The following is a 15,442-nucleotide window of genomic DNA, read 5'->3' as shown; positions in this document are numbered from 1 at the left end:
ATGAATGCCAAGGTCGTGGTAGTCGGTAGCCTCAACATGGACCTGGTGGCCCGCGCCCAGCGCCTGCCCCGGGCCGGCGAAACACTCCCCGGCGAAAGCTTTTTCACCGTGCCGGGCGGCAAGGGGGCCAACCAGGCGGTGGCCGTGGCGCGCCTGGGTGGCAGCGTGGCGATGATCGGCAACGTCGGCGACGATGATTATGGCCGGCAACTGCACCGGGCCTTGTATGTGGAAGGCATCGACTGCCAGGGCGTTACCACCTGCTCGGGCGTGTCCAGCGGTGTGGCGCTGATTACCGTGGATGCCGCCAGCCAGAACTGCATCGTCATCATCCCCGGTGGCAACGGCCTGCTGACGCCGCAGTCGGTGCAGCGTTTCGATGCACTGCTGCAGGCGGCCGAGGTGATCATCTGCCAGCTGGAAGTGCCGGCCGACACCGTGGCCTGGACCCTGGCCAGGGGGCATGAACTGGGCAAGCGGGTGATCCTGAACCCGGCGCCGGCGACCGGCCCCTTGCCGGCGGACTGGTTCGCCCACATCGACTACCTGACACCCAACGAAAGCGAGGCCGAGGCCCTGACCGGCGTGGCAGTGGCCGACCTGGACAGTGCCCGGCGCGCCGGCGAGCGCTTGCTGCAGCTGGGCGCGGGCAAAGTGATCATTACCCTGGGCGCGCAAGGGGCCTTGCTGGTCACGGCCAAGGGCCACCAGCATTTCCCTGCACCGGTGGTGCAGCCGCTGGACACCACTGCAGCCGGCGACACCTTCATCGGTGGCTTTGCCGCTGGCCTGGTACGCGGCCTGGGGGAGGGCGAAGCCATCACCTTCGGCCAGCGCGCCGCAGCCCTGTCGGTCACCCGCGCTGGTGCCCAGCCGTCCATTCCCTACCTGGCGGAGCTTGCGCCATGAAGAAAACCCCACTGCTGAACGTCGCCCTGTCGCGGACCATTGCCGGCATGGGGCATGGTGACATCCTGGTGATCGGCGATGCCGGCCTGCCGGTGCCGCCGGGGGTAGAACTGATCGACCTGGCCGTTACGCCTGGGTTACCGGATTTCGCCAGCGTGTTGCGGGCCGTGCTGAGCGAGTTGCAGGTAGAGCGCCATGTGCTGGCCGAAGAAATGCAGAAAGTGGTGCCGCCGGCGCTGGTCGAAATCGAGCGGCTGAAGGGCAAGCTGGGCAAGCGTGAATGGCTGAGCCATGAAGATTTCAAAGTACTGTCGCGCAGTGCCCGTGCGGTCGTGCGCACTGGCGAATGCCAGCCCTACAGCAACATCGCGCTGATTTCCGGCGTGACTTTCTAGCCCGTCGCCCCCTGTGGGAGCGGGTTCACCCGCGAACACCGGCGAAGCCGGTGCCATCCACCGCGCTGCCTCCTTCGCGGGTAAACCCGCTCCCACAGGGATTTGCGGTGTACCAGGAATACCAATCCAGGCAACAGGAGTGCCGCCCATGCTCAAACCCCTGCTACAAGGAATCGCCCTCATGGCCGCAGCCACCACCCTCCAGGCCGCCCCCATCGACCTGATCATTGACACCGACCCCGGCGCCGACGACGTGGTCGCGCTGTTCCTGGCCATGGCCTCGCCCGACGAGCTCAAGATCCGCGCCATCACCACCGTGGCCGGCAATGTGCGCCTGGACAAAACCTCGCGCAACGCCCGCCTGGCTCGCGAATGGGCCGGCCGCGAAGACATCCCCGTATACGCTGGCGCTGCGCGCCCGCTGGTGCGCAAGCCGATCTACGCCGCCGAGGTGCACGGCGAAGAAGGCCTCACCGGCATCCAGGCTCACGAACCGAAAGCGCCGCTAGCCCAGGGCAACGCAGTTCAATACCTGGTCGACACCCTGGGCGCCGCCCAACCCCACAGCATCACCATCGCCATGCTCGGCCCGCAGACCAACCTGGCCCTGGCGCTGATCCAGCGCCCGGACATCGTCAAAGGCATCAAGCAAGTGGTGGTCATGGGTGGCGCCCATTTCAACGGCGGCAACATCACCCCGGCGGCGGAATTCAACCTCTATGCCGACCCGCATGCCGCCGAAGTGGTGCTGGCCAGCGGCGTGCAGCTGACCTACCTGCCGCTGGACGTCACCCACAAGCTGCTGACCAGCGACGCCCGCCTCAAGCAACTGGCAGCGGTGAACAACCAGGCCAGCAAACGGGTAGTGGATATCCTCAACGCCTACATCACCCACGACATGGACCTGTACGGCATGCCCGGCGGCCCGGTGCACGACGCCAGCGTGATCGCCTACCTGCTCAAGCCCGAGCTGTTCAGCGGCCGGCGCATCCATATGAGCATCGACAGTCGCGAAGGCCCCAGCTTCGGCCAGACCCTTGCCGACTGGTATGGCGTGCTAAAGCAGCCGGCCAATGTGATGTGGGTGGAGCAGGGCGATGCCCAGGGCCTGTTCGACCTGCTCAGCGCCCGTTTGGCGCGATTGGAATAGCCGTGTGCGGCGCGAAGCGCTCGAACACCTGGTCGATGAAGCTGCGTGCCGCCTCGGCGCCGCGATCGCGCACCAGCAGGTCGATGGCAATCAACAGCAATTCTTCCGGTGTGCCAGGGCTGTACGCGCTCTGGCCCTCGGCCCATTTGACCTTGATATCGGCATCGATGCTGTGGCTGCTCATGAAAGGCTCTCGCTTGGGGCCCAGGACGAAGGGGCGAACACCTGACCCTGGTGTTCGATGGAGGCGGGGTGCGCTCCACTTCTGGCACTAAATCATGACTTTGCGTCAGTGACGTTGCGGCTTAAGCATATGGCAAACGCAGCGGGTTGTGCAAAATCCGGTCACGATTGCGTTTTCGCCTCTGCTGGCGAGTTCAGGCAGACTTGGTCGGTTTTGCAACAAATGATGAGTGGAACTGTCGGATCAGACAGTTCCCGGACCGATTTAGGAGGCTTCATGTTCCGTACCCGTGCTTACCTGGCAACCCTGGCGGTGGCTGCTGTCCTGGCTGGTTGCAGCACTGGTGGCAATTCTGCTGGTGGCGCTGCGCCGGCAGGCAACGACGGCCGCTGCGAAGCCAGTGGCGCCGATTTTGCCATTGGCAAGCCAGCCAGCGCCGAGCTGCTGGAGCAGGCGCGCAAGGCCAGTGGCTCGCAGATGGCACGCATTCTCAAGCCGCACGACGTGGTCACCCTGGAGTACCGCTCCGAGCGCCTGAACCTGAATGTGGACGAGCAGGGCAAGGTGATTCGCGTCAACTGCGGTTGATACGCGGTCCTTGTGGGAGTGGCCTTGTGTCGCGATAGGGCCGCAAAGCGGCCCCGGCCATTGATGCTGCGAAGCTGAAAACCTTGGGGCCGCTACGCGCCCCTTTCGCGACACAAGGCCGCTCCCACAAAAAAAGGCGCGCCTGCATGGCCTACCCCGTCAGCCCATGCAGTACCCATAAAAAAACCCGCCACAAGGGCGGGTTTTTTTACAGCTATCCGAATTACTCCGGACGAACCTGTGCAGCCTGCATGCCCTTCTGGCCGCGCTCGGCGACGAAGGAAACAGTCTGGCCTTCTTTCAGGCTCTTGAAGCCGTCAGATTCGATGGCCTTGAAGTGAACGAACAGGTCGTCGCCGCCGCCTGCTGGGGTGATGAAGCCGTAGCCTTTCTCATCATTGAACCATTTGACGGTGCCTTGTTGGCGATTGGACATGGGTGAATCTCCAGAACATTTAGTTTTTTCAGTGGTGCAATGCGGCCGAGGCTACGGAGCACGGGACACATCATAGTCTAATTCTGCGCATCTAGCGCCTTTTACCTTCGCAGGATATTGATCCAGCGCAAAGAATGGCTGGCCTGCTCTGGCTTTAAGGTTTCAGCTCTTCGGTGCGCAGGCCTGTTTCACGACCGTCTGGGCCTTCTGCATCAGCTTGGCGTCCACGCCATCGTTGCTGTCGAGGTCGGCAATCTCCGCGTCGGTGAAATTCTTTTTGATGGTTTGCGCACCACAGTCGCAGTGTTTTTTCGCGGCCGCAGCATCAACGCCCTGGCCTTGAGCCACTTGCGTGCACTGGGTCATGTAGGCGGCTTCCTTCCCGGCCGGGAAGTTGCCGGCGTTCGCAGCCATGGGCAGCAGCAGGGCCGCAGCGGCTGCCAGGGTCAGAAGAGATGGAACTCGCATAACCAGTTACTCCTTGGGTTAAGGTCACATCAAGAGTAGGTTGCTTCCCAAGGTCTGATAGGAATTTTTCCGTGTAAGTTCAGCCGAAGTCTGTAATTTCCAAATATTTCTGCCTGCCACGCAACCTGCGTGCTAGCATGCCCGGCTTGCAGCTGACAACGTGCAGCCTGCAGCAATCTTTTTTCTTTCCAGTCACTCTGGTTCGTCCCTGACAAGCCGAAAGGCTTCTGCCACTGTGAGGCAGGCTTCCCACCGAGGAAGGCAGGTCGGATCTTGTACTGGCTCATCCCAACCCACGTGACCTTTGGTAGGGGTCACCACTAGGAGAGGAGGCGCCATGCCCGTTATTACTCTTCCCGATGGCAGTCAACGTTCGTTCGATCACGCCGTATCCGTAGCCGAAGTCGCCGCTTCCATCGGCGCCGGCCTGGCCAAGGCCACCGTGGCCGGCAAGGTCGACGGCAAACTGGTCGATGCCTGCGACCTGATCAGCAACGACGCCACCCTGCAGATCATCACCCCTAAAGATGAAGAGGGACTGGAGATCATCCGTCACTCGTGCGCCCACCTGGTCGGCCACGCGGTGAAGCAGCTGTACCCGACCGCCAAGATGGTGATCGGCCCGGTCATCGACGAAGGCTTCTACTACGACATCGCCTACGAGCGCCCCTTCACCCCTGAAGACATGGCCGCCATCGAAAAGCGCATGATGGAGCTGATCGACAAGGACTACGACGTCATCAAGAAGATGACCCCGCGTGCCGAAGTCATCGACGTGTTCAAGGCCCGTGGCGAAGACTACAAGCTGCGCCTGGTCGAAGACATGCCGGACGAGCAGGCCATGGGCCTGTACTACCACGAAGAATACGTCGACATGTGCCGTGGCCCGCACGTGCCGAACACCCGCTTCCTCAAGGCGTTCAAGCTGACCAAGCTGTCCGGCGCCTACTGGCGCGGTGATGCCAAGAACGAGCAGCTGCAACGCGTGTACGGCACCGCCTGGGCCGACAAGAAGCAGCTGGCGGCGTACATCCAGCGCATCGAAGAGGCCGAAAAACGCGACCACCGCAAGATCGGCAAGCAGCTCGACCTGTTCCACCTGCAGGAAGAAGCCCCGGGCATGGTGTTCTGGCACGCCAACGGCTGGACCGTGTACCAGGTACTCGAGCAGTACATGCGCCAGGTCCAGCGCGTCAACGGCTACCAGGAAATCAAGACCCCGCAGGTTGTCGACCGTATCCTCTGGGAGCGCTCCGGCCACTGGTCCAACTACGCCGAGAACATGTTCACCACTTCGTCGGAAAGCCGTGACTACGCGGTAAAACCGATGAACTGCCCGTGCCACGTGCAGGTGTTCAACCAGGGCCTGAAGAGCTACCGCGACCTGCCGCTGCGCCTGGCCGAGTTCGGTGCCTGCCACCGTAACGAGCCGTCCGGCGCCCTGCACGGCATCATGCGTGTGCGTGGCTTCGTGCAGGACGACGCGCACATCTTCTGCACCGAAGAACAGGTGAAGAAAGAAGCCGCCGACTTCATCAAGCTGACCCTGGATGTGTACAAGGACTTCGGCTTCACCGACATCGCCATGAAGCTGTCGACCCGCCCGGCCAAGCGCGTGGGCTCCGAAGAGCTGTGGGACCGTGCCGAAGGTGCACTGGCCGACGCCTTGAACGAATCGGGCCTGGAGTGGGAATACCAGCCGGGCGAGGGCGCCTTCTACGGCCCGAAGATCGAGTTCACCCTGCGCGACTGCCTCGGCCGTAACTGGCAGTGCGGTACCCTGCAGTACGACCCGAACCTGCCAGAACGCCTGGATGCCAGCTATATCGCCGAAGATAACAGTCGTGTTCGCCCGGTCATGCTGCACCGCGCCATCCTCGGTTCGTTCGAACGCTTCATCGGCATGCTGATCGAGCACTACGCTGGCGTGTTCCCGGCCTGGCTGGCACCTATCCAGGCCGTGATCATGAACATCACCGACAAGCAGGCCGATTTCGCCCTCGAGGTGGAAAATACCCTGAACGGTAGCGGTTTCCGTGCCAAGTCGGACTTGAGAAATGAGAAGATCGGCTTTAAAATCCGCGAGCATACTTTGCTCAAGGTCCCGTACCTTTTGGTTATAGGGGATCGCGAAGTCGAAACGCAGACCGTCGCAGTACGCACCCGTGAAGGCAAAGACCTCGGCTCCATGCCGGTGGCTGAATTCACGCAGCTGCTCAACAGCGCTGTCGCCCAGCGCGGTCGCCTAGAATCGGAGTAATGACTATTAAGCGTGAAATGAGAAACGATAAACGAACTGCACCGAAAGCCCCGATCAACGAGAATATCTCGGCACGCGAGGTTCGGTTAATTGGCGCTGACGGCGAGCAGATTGGCATCGTCTCGATTGATGAAGCGCTTCGTATCGCTGATGAAGCGAAGCTGGATCTGGTGGAGATCTCCGCCGACGCGCAACCGCCCGTCTGCAAGGTGATGGACTACGGCAAGCACCTCTTCGAGAAGAAGAAGCAGGCCAACGAAGCCAAGAAAAACCAGAAGCAGATCCAGATCAAAGAAATCAAGTTTCGTCCAGGGACGGAAGAAGGGGATTACCAGGTAAAACTACGCAACCTGGTACGTTTCCTTACCGATGGGGACAAGGCCAAGATCTCTCTGAGATTCCGTGGCCGTGAGATGGCCCACCAGGAGCTGGGCATGGAGCTGTTGAAGCGGGTCGAAGCCGACCTCGCCGAATACGGCTCCGTTGAGCAGCATCCGAAGATGGAAGGACGCCAGCTTATGATGGTCATCGCCCCCAAAAAGAAGAAGTAATCTCCCGGGCACGGCAGGCCTGATGATTATTGTGTAATTTTATCGAATGCGGAGTTCCAACATGCCAAAAATGAAAACCAAGAGCGGTGCTGCGAAGCGCTTCCTGAAGACCGCTTCCGGCTTCAAGCACAAGCACGCTTTCAAGAGCCACATCCTGACCAAAATGTCGACCAAGCGTAAGCGTCAACTGCGCGGTGCCAGCCTGCTGCACCCGTCTGACGTGGCAAAAGTCGAGCGCATGCTGCGCGTACGTTAATTCTGGTTTAGATAGAGGAAGTTACTCATGGCTCGTGTTAAGCGTGGCGTCATCGCTCGTAAGCGTCACAAGAAAATTCTGAAACTGGCTAAAGGCTACTACGGTGCACGCTCGCGCGTATTCCGCGTTGCCAAGCAGGCTGTCATCAAGGCAGGTCAATATGCCTACCGTGACCGTCGTCAGAAGAAGCGTCAGTTCCGCGCACTGTGGATCGCTCGTATCAACGCCGGTGCCCGCACCAACGGTCTGTCCTACAGCCGTCTGATTGCTGGCCTGAAAAAGGCTTCGATCGAAATCGACCGTAAGGTTCTGGCCGATCTGGCAGTGAACGAAAAAGCGGCGTTTGCTGCGATTGTCGAGAAAGCTAAAGCCGTTCTGGCTTAAGTACCCGCGACAATCACCCGGCGGCGCTAGCGCCGTCGGGCATTGAACGTCATCGATAGGGGAAGAGCCTTCAAAGCTCTTCCCCTATTTTCGTATCTGGAGTCTGTACATGGAAAACCTGGATGCGTTGGTCTCCCAAGCCCTAGAGGCCGTGGAGCGCGCTGAAGACATCAATACCCTGGAACAGATCCGGGTGAATTATCTCGGCAAGAAAGGCGAGCTGACCCAGGTGATGAAGACCCTGGGCAACCTGCCAGCCGAAGAGCGGCCGAAAGTCGGCGCGCTGATCAACGACGCCAAAGAGCGCGTCACCGTTGTGCTCAATGCCCGCAAGGCCGCCTTCGAAGAAGCCGAGCTCAGCGCTCGCCTGGCTGCCGAATGCATTGACGTCACCCTGCCAGGCCGCGGCCAGGCCACCGGTGGCCTGCACCCGATCACCCGTACACTCGAGCGCATCGAGCAGTTCTTCACCCATATCGGCTACGGCATTGCCGAAGGCCCAGAGGTGGAAGACGACTACCACAACTTCGAAGCGCTCAACATCCCCGGCCACCACCCGGCCCGGGCGATGCACGACACCTTCTACTTCAATGCCAACATGCTGCTGCGCACCCACACCTCGCCGGTGCAGGTGCGGACCATGGAGTCCACCCAGCCGCCCATCCGCATTGTCTGCCCGGGCCGCGTATACCGTTGCGACTCGGATATCACCCACTCGCCGATGTTCCACCAGGTCGAAGGCCTGCTGATCGATCGCGATATCAACTTCGCCGACCTCAAGGGCACCATCGAAGAGTTCCTGCGCGTGTTCTTCGAAAAAGAACTGGCGGTACGTTTCCGCCCATCGTTCTTCCCCTTCACCGAGCCGTCCGCCGAAGTCGACATCCAGTGCGTGATGTGTTCCGGCAAAGGCTGCCGCGTGTGCAAGCAGACCGGCTGGCTGGAAGTGATGGGCTGCGGCATGGTGCACCCGAACGTGCTGCGCATGTCCGGCATCGACCCTGAAGAGTTCCAGGGCTTCGCCTTCGGCATGGGCGCCGAGCGCCTGGCCATGCTGCGCTACGGCGTCAACGATTTGCGTCTGTTCTTCGATAACGACCTGCGGTTCCTTGCCCAATTCCGCTAGGCCCAATCGACGCACATTCTAGGAGAACAGCATGAAATTCAGTGAACAGTGGCTGCGCGGTTGGGTAAACCCGCAAGTCTCCCGTGACGAACTGGTCGCCCGCCTGTCCATGGCCGGCCTCGAAGTCGACAGCGTTACCCCCGCTGCCGGCCAGTTCAGCGGCATCGTCGTGGGCGAAATCCTCGCCACCGAACAACACCCGGACGCCGACAAGCTGCGCGTGTGCCAGGTAAGCAATGGCCAGGAAACCTTCCAGGTCGTGTGCGGCGCCCCTAACGCCCGCCCAGGCATCAAGATCCCGTTCGCCATGATCGGCGCCGAACTGCCGGGCGACTTCAAGATCAAGAAGGCCAAGCTGCGCGGCGTCGAGTCCTTCGGCATGCTGTGCTCGGCTGCCGAGCTGCAGATCAGCGAAGAGAACGACGGCCTGCTCGAGCTGGCTGCCGACGCCCCGGTTGGCGAAGACATTCGCCAGTACCTGAGCCTGGACGACGCCAGCATCGAAATCGGCCTCACTCCCAACCGCGGTGACTGCCTGTCCATCGCCGGCCTGGCCCGCGACGTCAGCGCCCTGTACGACACCCCGGTCACCCGCCCGGTAGTGCCAGCCGTACCGGCTGCCCACGACGAAGTGCGCCCGGTCGAAGTCAGCGCCCCGGCTGCCTGCCCACGTTACCTGGGCCGCGTCATCCGCAACGTCGACCTGAGCAAGCCGACCCCATTGTGGATGGTCGAACGCCTGCGCCGCAGCGACGTGCGCAGCATCGACGCCGCCGTCGACATCACCAACTACGTGATGCTCGAACTCGGCCAGCCGATGCACGCCTTCGACCTGGCAGAAATCAACGGCGGCATCCGCGTACGCATGGCTGAAGAGGGCGAGAAGCTCGTCCTGCTCGACGGCCAGGAAGTGGCCCTGCGCGCCGACACCCTGGTGATCGCCGACCACACCCGCGCCCTGGCCATTGCCGGCGTCATGGGTGGCGAGCACAGCGGTGTGAACACCGAAAAAACCCGCGACCTGTTCCTCGAAAGCGCCTTCTTCGAGCCGATCTCCGTCGCCGGTAAAGCCCGTTCCTACGGCCTGCACACCGACGCCTCGCACCGCTACGAGCGCGGCGTGGACTCGCAGCTGGCCCGCGAAGCCATGGAGCGCGCCACCCAGCTGCTGCTGGACATCGTCGGCGGCGAAGCCGGCCCGGTCGTCGAAGCCGTCAGCGAACAGCACCTGCCGCAAGTGGCCCCGGTTACCCTGCGCGCCGAACGCATCACCCAGATGCTCGGCATGGAAATGGACCCAGCCCAGGTCGAGCAACTGCTCAACGCCCTGGAACTGACCACGACTCGCGATGGGGAAGGGCAGTGGACCGTCAACGTCCCAAGCCACCGCTTCGACATCAGCCTGGAAGTGGACCTGATCGAAGAGCTGGCCCGCCTGTACGGCTACAACAACCTGCCGGTTCGCTACCCGCAAGCCCGCCTGGCCCCACAGGGCAAGCCGGAAACCCGCGGTGACCTGCCGACCCTGCGCCGCCTGCTGGTTGCCCGCGGCTACCAGGAAGCCATCACCTACAGCTTCATCGACCCGAAACTGTTCGAACTGTTCAGCCCGGGCGTAGAGCCGCTGTTGCTGGCCAACCCCATCTCCAGCGACATGGCCGCCATGCGCGCATCCCTGTGGCCGGGCCTGGTCAAGGCACTGCAGCACAACCTGAACCGCCAGCAAGACCGCGTGCGCCTGTTCGAAAGCGGCCTGCGCTTCGTCGGCCAGCTCGGCGACCTGAAGCAGCAGCCGATGATCGCCGGCGTTGTCACCGGCAGCCGCCTGCCAGAAGGCTGGGCCAACGGCCGCGACGGCGTCGACTTCTTCGACGTGAAGGCCGACGTGGAAGCCCTGCTGGGCTACTCCGGCGCCCTGAGCGACTTCACCTTCAGCGCCGGCAAGCACCCAGCCCTGCACCCAGGCCAGACCGCCGCCATCGAGCGTGACGGCAAGCTGGTCGGCTACCTCGGCGCCATCCACCCAGAGCTGGCCAAGGCCCTGGACCTGGACCGCCCGGTGTTCCTGTTCGAGCTGGTGCTGGGCGACGTGGTCGAAGGCCGCCTGCCGAAATTCAGCGAGCTGTCCAAGTTCCCGGAAACCCGCCGCGACCTGGCTTTGATCGCAGGACGTGATGTAGCTTCTAGCTCGGTGCTTGAAGTAATTCGTGACAATGCAGGCGAATGGCTTACAGACCTCAGGCTGTTTGACGTCTACCAAGGTAAAGGCATTGATCCTGATAGAAAAAGCCTTGCCGTTGGCTTGACCTGGCAGCATCCATCGCGCACTCTTAACGACGATGAGGTGAACGCCGCACTGCAAAACATCCTCACCTCGCTCGAACAAAGGTTGAACACCACGTTAAGGAAATAACGGCATGGGTGCTCTGACGAAAGCTGAGATGGCCGAAAGGCTGTACGAGGAGCTGGGGCTTAACAAGCGTGAGGCCAAGGAGCTGGTCGAGCTGTTTTTCGAAGAAATTCGGCACGCACTTGAAGAGAACGAGCAGGTCAAGCTGTCCGGTTTCGGCAACTTCGACCTTCGCGACAAACGCCAGCGGCCGGGCCGCAACCCCAAGACAGGGGAAGAAATCCCGATCACCGCACGGCGTGTCGTCACCTTTCGTCCAGGGCAGAAGTTGAAGGCCCGGGTTGAGGCCTATGCTGGAACCAAGCCATAACGACGAACTGCCCCCCATACCGGGCAAAAGGTACTTCACCATTGGTGAGGTGAGTGAGCTTTGTGCGGTGAAACCGCACGTGCTGCGGTATTGGGAGCAGGAGTTCGATCAGCTCAATCCCGTGAAGCGGCGGGGGAACCGGCGGTATTATCAGCGGCAGGATGTGCTGATGATTCGCCAGATTCGTGCGCTGCTTTATGACCAGGGGTTCACCATTGGGGGGGCTCGGTTGAGGCTTTCCAGTGATGAGGCCAAGGATGAGTCTAGCCAGTACAAGCAGCTGATTCGGCAGATGATTGTCGAGTTGGAGGATGTGTTGGTGGTTTTGAAGAAGTGACCTGAGTTGCTGGTGAATGGAAAATTTTTTGAGAAAAAGCTTTCATTTATCAGGAGGTTAGGGTACATTCTTCAACGTTCTCGGTAGTATTGAGAACATGCTTCAAAGCCCAGTCGGGGCGTAGCGCAGCCCGGTAGCGCACTTGCATGGGGTGCAAGGGGTCGAGTGTTCGAATCACTCCGTCCCGACCAAATAAATCCAAAGAATCCAGTCATTTAGCAGTGACTGGATTTTTTCATGGCTAGTTATTTAAGGGGCGTGATATTTAGGGGCCACATAGGGTCCATCATCCGTTAGTGGCCGGGCGTTGAATCAGTGGCCACCGATCATGCGCCCATTCCAGTCCTGGCGGGGGTTCCGGCGTGTTCACATAGACCCTTTGCTGTTCACCTTCTCCGATCACTAGTCCCTGAATAAGCTGGCCATCTGCTAGCTCGAACCTGTGACTCGTTTTTCTTCGTCCTTCTCCATAAATTGCTGAGCTGGGATGCGCACCTGAGCCGGCCCGTATTTCTCCCAACGACCCTCTTCGATTGAGCTGTGTCGCGTCCATCCACCACAGGTCCTATCCCACCAGTCTGTTCACGCCTGCGCCTCCATCGCACCCACACCCCATCACCGTCGCCACCCAGGGCGGGAAGGGCTGCGCTAGGATTCGGGAAATAGATCTTCAACCTCACCAGTCCTAGTGTATCGCTCCGAAATTTCAACGCCGCCGCACATCGTTGCCCCCTCGGCTGTCAGAAAAATCTTAATACACTGGTTATAAATACAGTATTTTATAGCGTCTTCATGAATACAGTATTTTCGACCTCAGGCCGCCCCATCGAGCGCATGTGCCTTTCTTCCGAAAAACTGAAGATCACAGGCTTTCGATCGCCTGCAGGTGATCACGGGCAAGGGCCGTTGAGCATCGACGAATTCGTCGGCCTTGGCGCCCCGCACATCTGGTTGTGGATCTCTGGCAGCGATGCGCTGGCAGGCCTCGGGATCCACCAGCACGATGTACTAGTCGTCAACCGGGTTGGCTAGGCTGCTCCATCCTGCCCCATCCCACCAACGACACACTGCTCATGACGCAGGCGGCGAACCAAGCCCTGTCACGCATTTTCAGGAATGGGTGCGCGTATTCGAAAGTCGGGGTTTTGCTGAGAAACCTGGTGCAAGCGTATGGGTACACGCCGGATCCGTTTGCGGAGCCGCCGCGTCGGAACAGTGCGAAGCTCATGGAGACGATTGATCTGCTCAGCAAGCGGTTCGGAAGGGAGTATTGAGGGTAGGGGTCGTGTGGCTTGGCGGAAGGGCATGGGAGATGAAAGGGAGATGCTGTCGCTTGCGTATACGTCCAGCTGGCGGGAGCTGCCGAGGGTGGGCTAAGGAATTTTAGTTTGATCCCCGATCTTTGTGCAGCTAGAATCAATTTTTAGGTATCCTGGTTACCGGAATTTAATCATGGCAGTGGGACTGAACAAAAAAGAAATCGGTGGGCCTGACGCTCGGAAAGCGGAGGCGTGCGAGCTTACACCAGCTCTCCCACCTAGAGGGGCTCGGGTGACATTTAGCTATCCAGGAAGGATGGATGAAGAAGATATTCTACAACCTCGTGATGTTCCCTTTGTGAAGGTTGATGAGAATGGTGCCCTTGAAGAGGCACCGATTCAGGAAAATAGTTTCGTCTGGTCTGACAACTGGCTTGCGCTTAATCGTCTTGTGCAAGATGGAGTAAAAGCGAAGCTGATTTATCTCGATCCGCCCTATGCGACTGGGTTAGGCTTCGCGTCGCGCTCAAGTGAGCATGCATACAGCGATTCTCTAACGGATGCCGCTTACATTGAGTTTATGCGTCGCAGGTTTGTTTTGCTACGTGAGTTGCTCGACGATGATGGCAGTATATACGTTCACATTGGACATCAAATGGTTAGTGAACTGAAGCTCATGCTTGATGAAGTGTTCGGTAGGGAGAACTTCATCAATCTAATTACTCGCAGAAAATGTAGTAGTAAAAATTTTACAAAAAATCAGTACTCCAATCTGAATGACTATATTCTTTTCTATGGTAAGGGTAAGAATTATATCTGGAACAAACCGGCTAAAAAACCAGATCCCGAGTGGATTGCCAAAGAGTATCCTAAAGTCGATGCAAAAGGACAATTCAAGCTGGTACCTGTACATGCCCCAGGCGTGAGGCATGGTGCCACAGGTGGCGAGTGGCGTGGGATGATGCCTCCTCCTGGTAAGCATTGGCAGTATGTGCCAGAAAAACTCGAGGCATTGGATGCGAATGGTGAGATTCACTGGTCTAAGAATGGAAATCCCAGAAGGAAAGTCTACCTCACAGAGTCCAAGGCCATTGGGTATACCGACTACTGGGAGGAGTTTCGAGATGCACACCACCAAGCCATTCTCGTTACCGGCTACCCTACTGAAAAGAATTTCGACATGATGAAGTTAATTGTCGAGGCGAGTAGCAATCCCGGTGATTTGGTTATTGATCCATTCTGCGGTTCAGGGAGCACTATCCATGCAGCTAGTGTTCTGGGAAGAAAATGGATTGGTATAGATGAGTCTTTCACGGCAGCGAAAACCGTGATTGGACGGTTAAAGAAAGGCCGAGCGCCTATGGGGGACTTTGTCCAGAGGGACAAGGCTATACAGGAAGAGCTGCCGCTGTTCAGTGAGCCAGCGGCAGAGAAACACGAAGAAACTTTGGAGAGCATGAATCTCTACATTGATGCTTCGACTGCCACAAGGGCCAAGGGTGAGGTGTTAGAGCTATTCAATGCCCTCAACTGCGCCCCAATAGCCACTCGGACGTAATGCGCTCAGGCGCGGTTTTTAGGGTGGTTACCCTGACCGCGCCATTCCATGCACCATCTAGCTTGCAGGCTTCGTACCAGGTATCTCGATGGGCAAGGCCTGGGCCGTCGGCGAGGAAAACGAGTCGAAATTGATGACCGAACTCTTGGCAGAACGCCATTGCTTTTGCAACCTTGTCAGAATTACCTCCAGTGCGATCATCTGACTGTGCCCCACCACGGGTTGAGTCATAGCGGGCAAAGCCAATCGCACATACGTGGCCACTGGTGTCCTTTATTACGAAATCACAAGGATAGTCGCCATCAAAGTTTTGGAAAATAGAGCTTAGTTCGATGTCGCGACCAGCTCCACGAGGCCCCTCGATAGTGAACCCTCCATGGAATGTGTTCTCAAACCACGAGAAAAAGCGGTCAGTGAGCTTGTAGCCTAGTTGGCCGCGAGTGTCGTATTCGCCAACCAGCGCTGCTAGAGCTGCTTCTTCAAGTGGCGTGAAAGAGTTGAACTGGTCGCGAATGGTCTCGATGTGTTTGAAAGTGTCGCCGTAATTGTCAACCAGGGTAGAGGTCGGAACACGTATCTTCCTGGCCATTTCTGTGTCAATGATGGGAGACACACAGCGCCGGAAAATCTTAAGTAACGTTATGCGCTGGGTAGCGTTGAACTCGCTAGTTCGAATCCGGGCTAAGAGGTCATAGGTCGAACTGGCTTCGTTTGCAAGCTGCTTGAAGAGCGAGATGTCGCTTTGATAACGCGACTGACTATTGCTGAGCACCTCCGGGAAGCGAGCTGCTAGGTCAATGGCTGTGATGATGCTGTGAGGCGACTCGATATGAGTCAGGAATTTGTGATCGCCAGACATGC

Annotated in this window: 18 protein-coding genes and 1 tRNA gene; 15 read left to right on the top strand and 4 right to left on the bottom strand. The window is 59.2% G+C overall.

Annotated features, from left to right (window positions below; all coding sequences use genetic code 11):
- The 3 genes from rbsK (at position 1) to J5M71_RS22110 (ending at position 2,454) form a co-directional block, all read left to right on the top strand.
- Complete coding sequence (rbsK, locus tag J5M71_RS22120) at positions 1 to 909, top strand: ribokinase (RefSeq protein WP_207836960.1); 909 nt, start codon at positions 1 to 3, stop codon at positions 907 to 909.
- Positions 906 to 1,304, top strand: coding sequence for a D-ribose pyranase (gene rbsD, locus J5M71_RS22115; protein ID WP_016711344.1), 399 nt, complete (start codon positions 906 to 908; stop codon positions 1,302 to 1,304). The genes rbsK and rbsD overlap by 4 nt, the downstream gene beginning before the upstream one ends.
- Positions 1,305 to 1,452: 148 nt before the next feature.
- The gene (locus J5M71_RS22110) at positions 1,453 to 2,454 is read left to right on the top strand and encodes a nucleoside hydrolase (RefSeq protein WP_207836946.1); all 1,002 of its coding nucleotides are present in this window, start codon (positions 1,453 to 1,455) and stop codon (positions 2,452 to 2,454) included.
- On the opposite strand, the gene J5M71_RS22105 is transcribed toward J5M71_RS22110, so the two are convergent.
- Positions 2,426 to 2,638 (bottom strand): hypothetical protein, encoded by a 213-nt coding sequence (locus J5M71_RS22105; RefSeq protein WP_063912423.1) that lies wholly within the window; start codon positions 2,636 to 2,638, stop codon positions 2,426 to 2,428. The genes J5M71_RS22110 and J5M71_RS22105 overlap by 29 nt on opposite strands.
- Positions 2,639 to 2,914: 276 nt before the next feature.
- On the opposite strand from J5M71_RS22105, the gene J5M71_RS22100 reads away from it, so the two are divergent.
- The gene (locus J5M71_RS22100) at positions 2,915 to 3,226 is read left to right on the top strand and encodes an I78 family peptidase inhibitor (protein WP_063912422.1); all 312 of its coding nucleotides are present in this window, start codon (positions 2,915 to 2,917) and stop codon (positions 3,224 to 3,226) included.
- A gap of 223 nt (positions 3,227 to 3,449) precedes the next feature.
- On the opposite strand, the gene J5M71_RS22095 is transcribed toward J5M71_RS22100, so the two are convergent.
- Both J5M71_RS22095 and J5M71_RS22090 read right to left on the bottom strand, forming a co-directional pair.
- Positions 3,450 to 3,662, bottom strand: coding sequence for a cold-shock protein (locus J5M71_RS22095; protein ID WP_003250656.1), 213 nt, complete (start codon positions 3,660 to 3,662; stop codon positions 3,450 to 3,452).
- Between the two features lie 162 nt (positions 3,663 to 3,824).
- Complete coding sequence (locus J5M71_RS22090) at positions 3,825 to 4,130, bottom strand: hypothetical protein (protein WP_207836943.1); 306 nt, start codon at positions 4,128 to 4,130, stop codon at positions 3,825 to 3,827.
- 337 nt (positions 4,131 to 4,467) lie between these two features.
- Here J5M71_RS22090 and thrS point away from each other — a divergent pair, with 337 nt between their 5' ends.
- The 11 genes from thrS to J5M71_RS22040 all read left to right on the top strand — a co-directional run bounded on the left by thrS (position 4,468) and on the right by J5M71_RS22040 (position 14,581).
- Positions 4,468 to 6,390, top strand: coding sequence for a threonine--tRNA ligase (gene thrS, locus J5M71_RS22085; protein WP_207836940.1), 1,923 nt, complete (start codon positions 4,468 to 4,470; stop codon positions 6,388 to 6,390).
- Positions 6,390 to 6,941, top strand: coding sequence for a translation initiation factor IF-3 (infC, locus tag J5M71_RS22080; protein WP_013972005.1), 552 nt, complete (start codon positions 6,390 to 6,392; stop codon positions 6,939 to 6,941). The genes thrS and infC overlap by 1 nt, the downstream gene beginning before the upstream one ends.
- Before the next feature lie 61 nt (positions 6,942 to 7,002).
- Positions 7,003 to 7,197: a 50S ribosomal protein L35 gene (gene rpmI, locus J5M71_RS22075; protein ID WP_003250667.1), complete on the top strand. Its 195-nt coding sequence runs from the start codon at positions 7,003 to 7,005 to the stop codon at positions 7,195 to 7,197.
- Positions 7,198 to 7,224: 27 nt separating this feature from the next.
- The gene (rplT, locus tag J5M71_RS22070) at positions 7,225 to 7,581 is read left to right on the top strand and encodes a 50S ribosomal protein L20 (RefSeq protein ID WP_003250671.1); all 357 of its coding nucleotides are present in this window, start codon (positions 7,225 to 7,227) and stop codon (positions 7,579 to 7,581) included.
- 109 nt (positions 7,582 to 7,690) lie between these two features.
- Positions 7,691 to 8,707, top strand: coding sequence for a phenylalanine--tRNA ligase subunit alpha (gene pheS, locus J5M71_RS22065; protein WP_013972006.1), 1,017 nt, complete (start codon positions 7,691 to 7,693; stop codon positions 8,705 to 8,707).
- A gap of 31 nt (positions 8,708 to 8,738) precedes the next feature.
- Entirely contained in the window at positions 8,739 to 11,120 is a 2,382-nt protein-coding gene (pheT, locus tag J5M71_RS22060) for a phenylalanine--tRNA ligase subunit beta (protein ID WP_013972007.1), read from the top strand.
- Positions 11,121 to 11,124: 4 nt separating this feature from the next.
- Positions 11,125 to 11,427: an integration host factor subunit alpha gene (ihfA, locus tag J5M71_RS22055; RefSeq protein ID WP_003250679.1), complete on the top strand. Its 303-nt coding sequence runs from the start codon at positions 11,125 to 11,127 to the stop codon at positions 11,425 to 11,427.
- Positions 11,408 to 11,764 (top strand): MerR family transcriptional regulator, encoded by a 357-nt coding sequence (locus tag J5M71_RS22050; protein ID WP_003250681.1) that lies wholly within the window; start codon positions 11,408 to 11,410, stop codon positions 11,762 to 11,764. Before ihfA ends, J5M71_RS22050 begins: the two co-directional genes overlap by 20 nt.
- A 114-nt stretch (positions 11,765 to 11,878) precedes the next feature.
- Positions 11,879 to 11,955 (top strand) — tRNA-Pro (locus J5M71_RS22045).
- A 715-nt stretch (positions 11,956 to 12,670) separates the two neighbouring features.
- A complete protein-coding gene (locus J5M71_RS29575; protein WP_279382374.1) occupies positions 12,671 to 12,796 on the top strand; it encodes a hypothetical protein in 126 nt (41 codons plus the stop codon).
- Between the two features lie 420 nt (positions 12,797 to 13,216).
- Positions 13,217 to 14,581, top strand: coding sequence for a site-specific DNA-methyltransferase (locus J5M71_RS22040; RefSeq protein ID WP_207836930.1), 1,365 nt, complete (start codon positions 13,217 to 13,219; stop codon positions 14,579 to 14,581).
- On the opposite strand, the gene J5M71_RS22035 is transcribed toward J5M71_RS22040, so the two are convergent.
- The gene (locus J5M71_RS22035) at positions 14,550 to 15,440 is read right to left on the bottom strand and encodes a hypothetical protein (RefSeq protein ID WP_207836927.1); all 891 of its coding nucleotides are present in this window, start codon (positions 15,438 to 15,440) and stop codon (positions 14,550 to 14,552) included. The two genes, J5M71_RS22040 and J5M71_RS22035, sit on opposite strands and share 32 nt — an antisense overlap.
- Between the last annotated feature and the right edge of the window lie 2 nt (positions 15,441 to 15,442).

Origin of the sequence: Pseudomonas sp. 43(2021) (genome assembly GCF_017490805.1) — a bacterium.
In the GTDB taxonomy this organism is placed as follows: Bacteria; Pseudomonadota; Gammaproteobacteria; order Pseudomonadales; family Pseudomonadaceae; genus Aquipseudomonas.
Note: the sequence above shows the minus strand (reverse complement) of the source record. Positions and strands in the feature narration are given on the sequence as shown.

What these genes read in the sequence shown, in the direction of transcription:
- J5M71_RS22040 (WP_207836930.1), top strand. Translation starts at nt 13,217, where the DNA reads ATGGCAGTGGGACTGAACAAAAAAGAAATCGGTGGGCCTGACGCTCGG.
- infC (WP_013972005.1), top strand. Translation starts at nt 6,390, where the DNA reads ATGACTATTAAGCGTGAAATGAGAAACGATAAACGAACTGCACCGAAA.
- rbsD (WP_016711344.1), top strand. Translation starts at nt 906, where the DNA reads ATGAAGAAAACCCCACTGCTGAACGTCGCCCTGTCGCGGACCATTGCC.
- pheT (WP_013972007.1), top strand. Translation starts at nt 8,739, where the DNA reads ATGAAATTCAGTGAACAGTGGCTGCGCGGTTGGGTAAACCCGCAAGTC.
- rbsK (WP_207836960.1), top strand. Translation starts at nt 1, where the DNA reads ATGAATGCCAAGGTCGTGGTAGTCGGTAGCCTCAACATGGACCTGGTG.
- J5M71_RS22105 (WP_063912423.1), bottom strand. Translation starts at nt 2,638, where the DNA reads ATGAGCAGCCACAGCATCGATGCCGATATCAAGGTCAAATGGGCCGAG.
- J5M71_RS22090 (WP_207836943.1), bottom strand. Translation starts at nt 4,130, where the DNA reads ATGCGAGTTCCATCTCTTCTGACCCTGGCAGCCGCTGCGGCCCTGCTG.
- rpmI (WP_003250667.1), top strand. Translation starts at nt 7,003, where the DNA reads ATGCCAAAAATGAAAACCAAGAGCGGTGCTGCGAAGCGCTTCCTGAAG.
- J5M71_RS22035 (WP_207836927.1), bottom strand. Translation starts at nt 15,440, where the DNA reads ATGTCTGGCGATCACAAATTCCTGACTCATATCGAGTCGCCTCACAGC.
- thrS (WP_207836940.1), top strand. Translation starts at nt 4,468, where the DNA reads ATGCCCGTTATTACTCTTCCCGATGGCAGTCAACGTTCGTTCGATCAC.
- pheS (WP_013972006.1), top strand. Translation starts at nt 7,691, where the DNA reads ATGGAAAACCTGGATGCGTTGGTCTCCCAAGCCCTAGAGGCCGTGGAG.
- J5M71_RS22095 (WP_003250656.1), bottom strand. Translation starts at nt 3,662, where the DNA reads ATGTCCAATCGCCAACAAGGCACCGTCAAATGGTTCAATGATGAGAAA.
- J5M71_RS22110 (WP_207836946.1), top strand. Translation starts at nt 1,453, where the DNA reads ATGCTCAAACCCCTGCTACAAGGAATCGCCCTCATGGCCGCAGCCACC.
- rplT (WP_003250671.1), top strand. Translation starts at nt 7,225, where the DNA reads ATGGCTCGTGTTAAGCGTGGCGTCATCGCTCGTAAGCGTCACAAGAAA.
- J5M71_RS22050 (WP_003250681.1), top strand. Translation starts at nt 11,408, where the DNA reads ATGCTGGAACCAAGCCATAACGACGAACTGCCCCCCATACCGGGCAAA.
- J5M71_RS22100 (WP_063912422.1), top strand. Translation starts at nt 2,915, where the DNA reads ATGTTCCGTACCCGTGCTTACCTGGCAACCCTGGCGGTGGCTGCTGTC.
- ihfA (WP_003250679.1), top strand. Translation starts at nt 11,125, where the DNA reads ATGGGTGCTCTGACGAAAGCTGAGATGGCCGAAAGGCTGTACGAGGAG.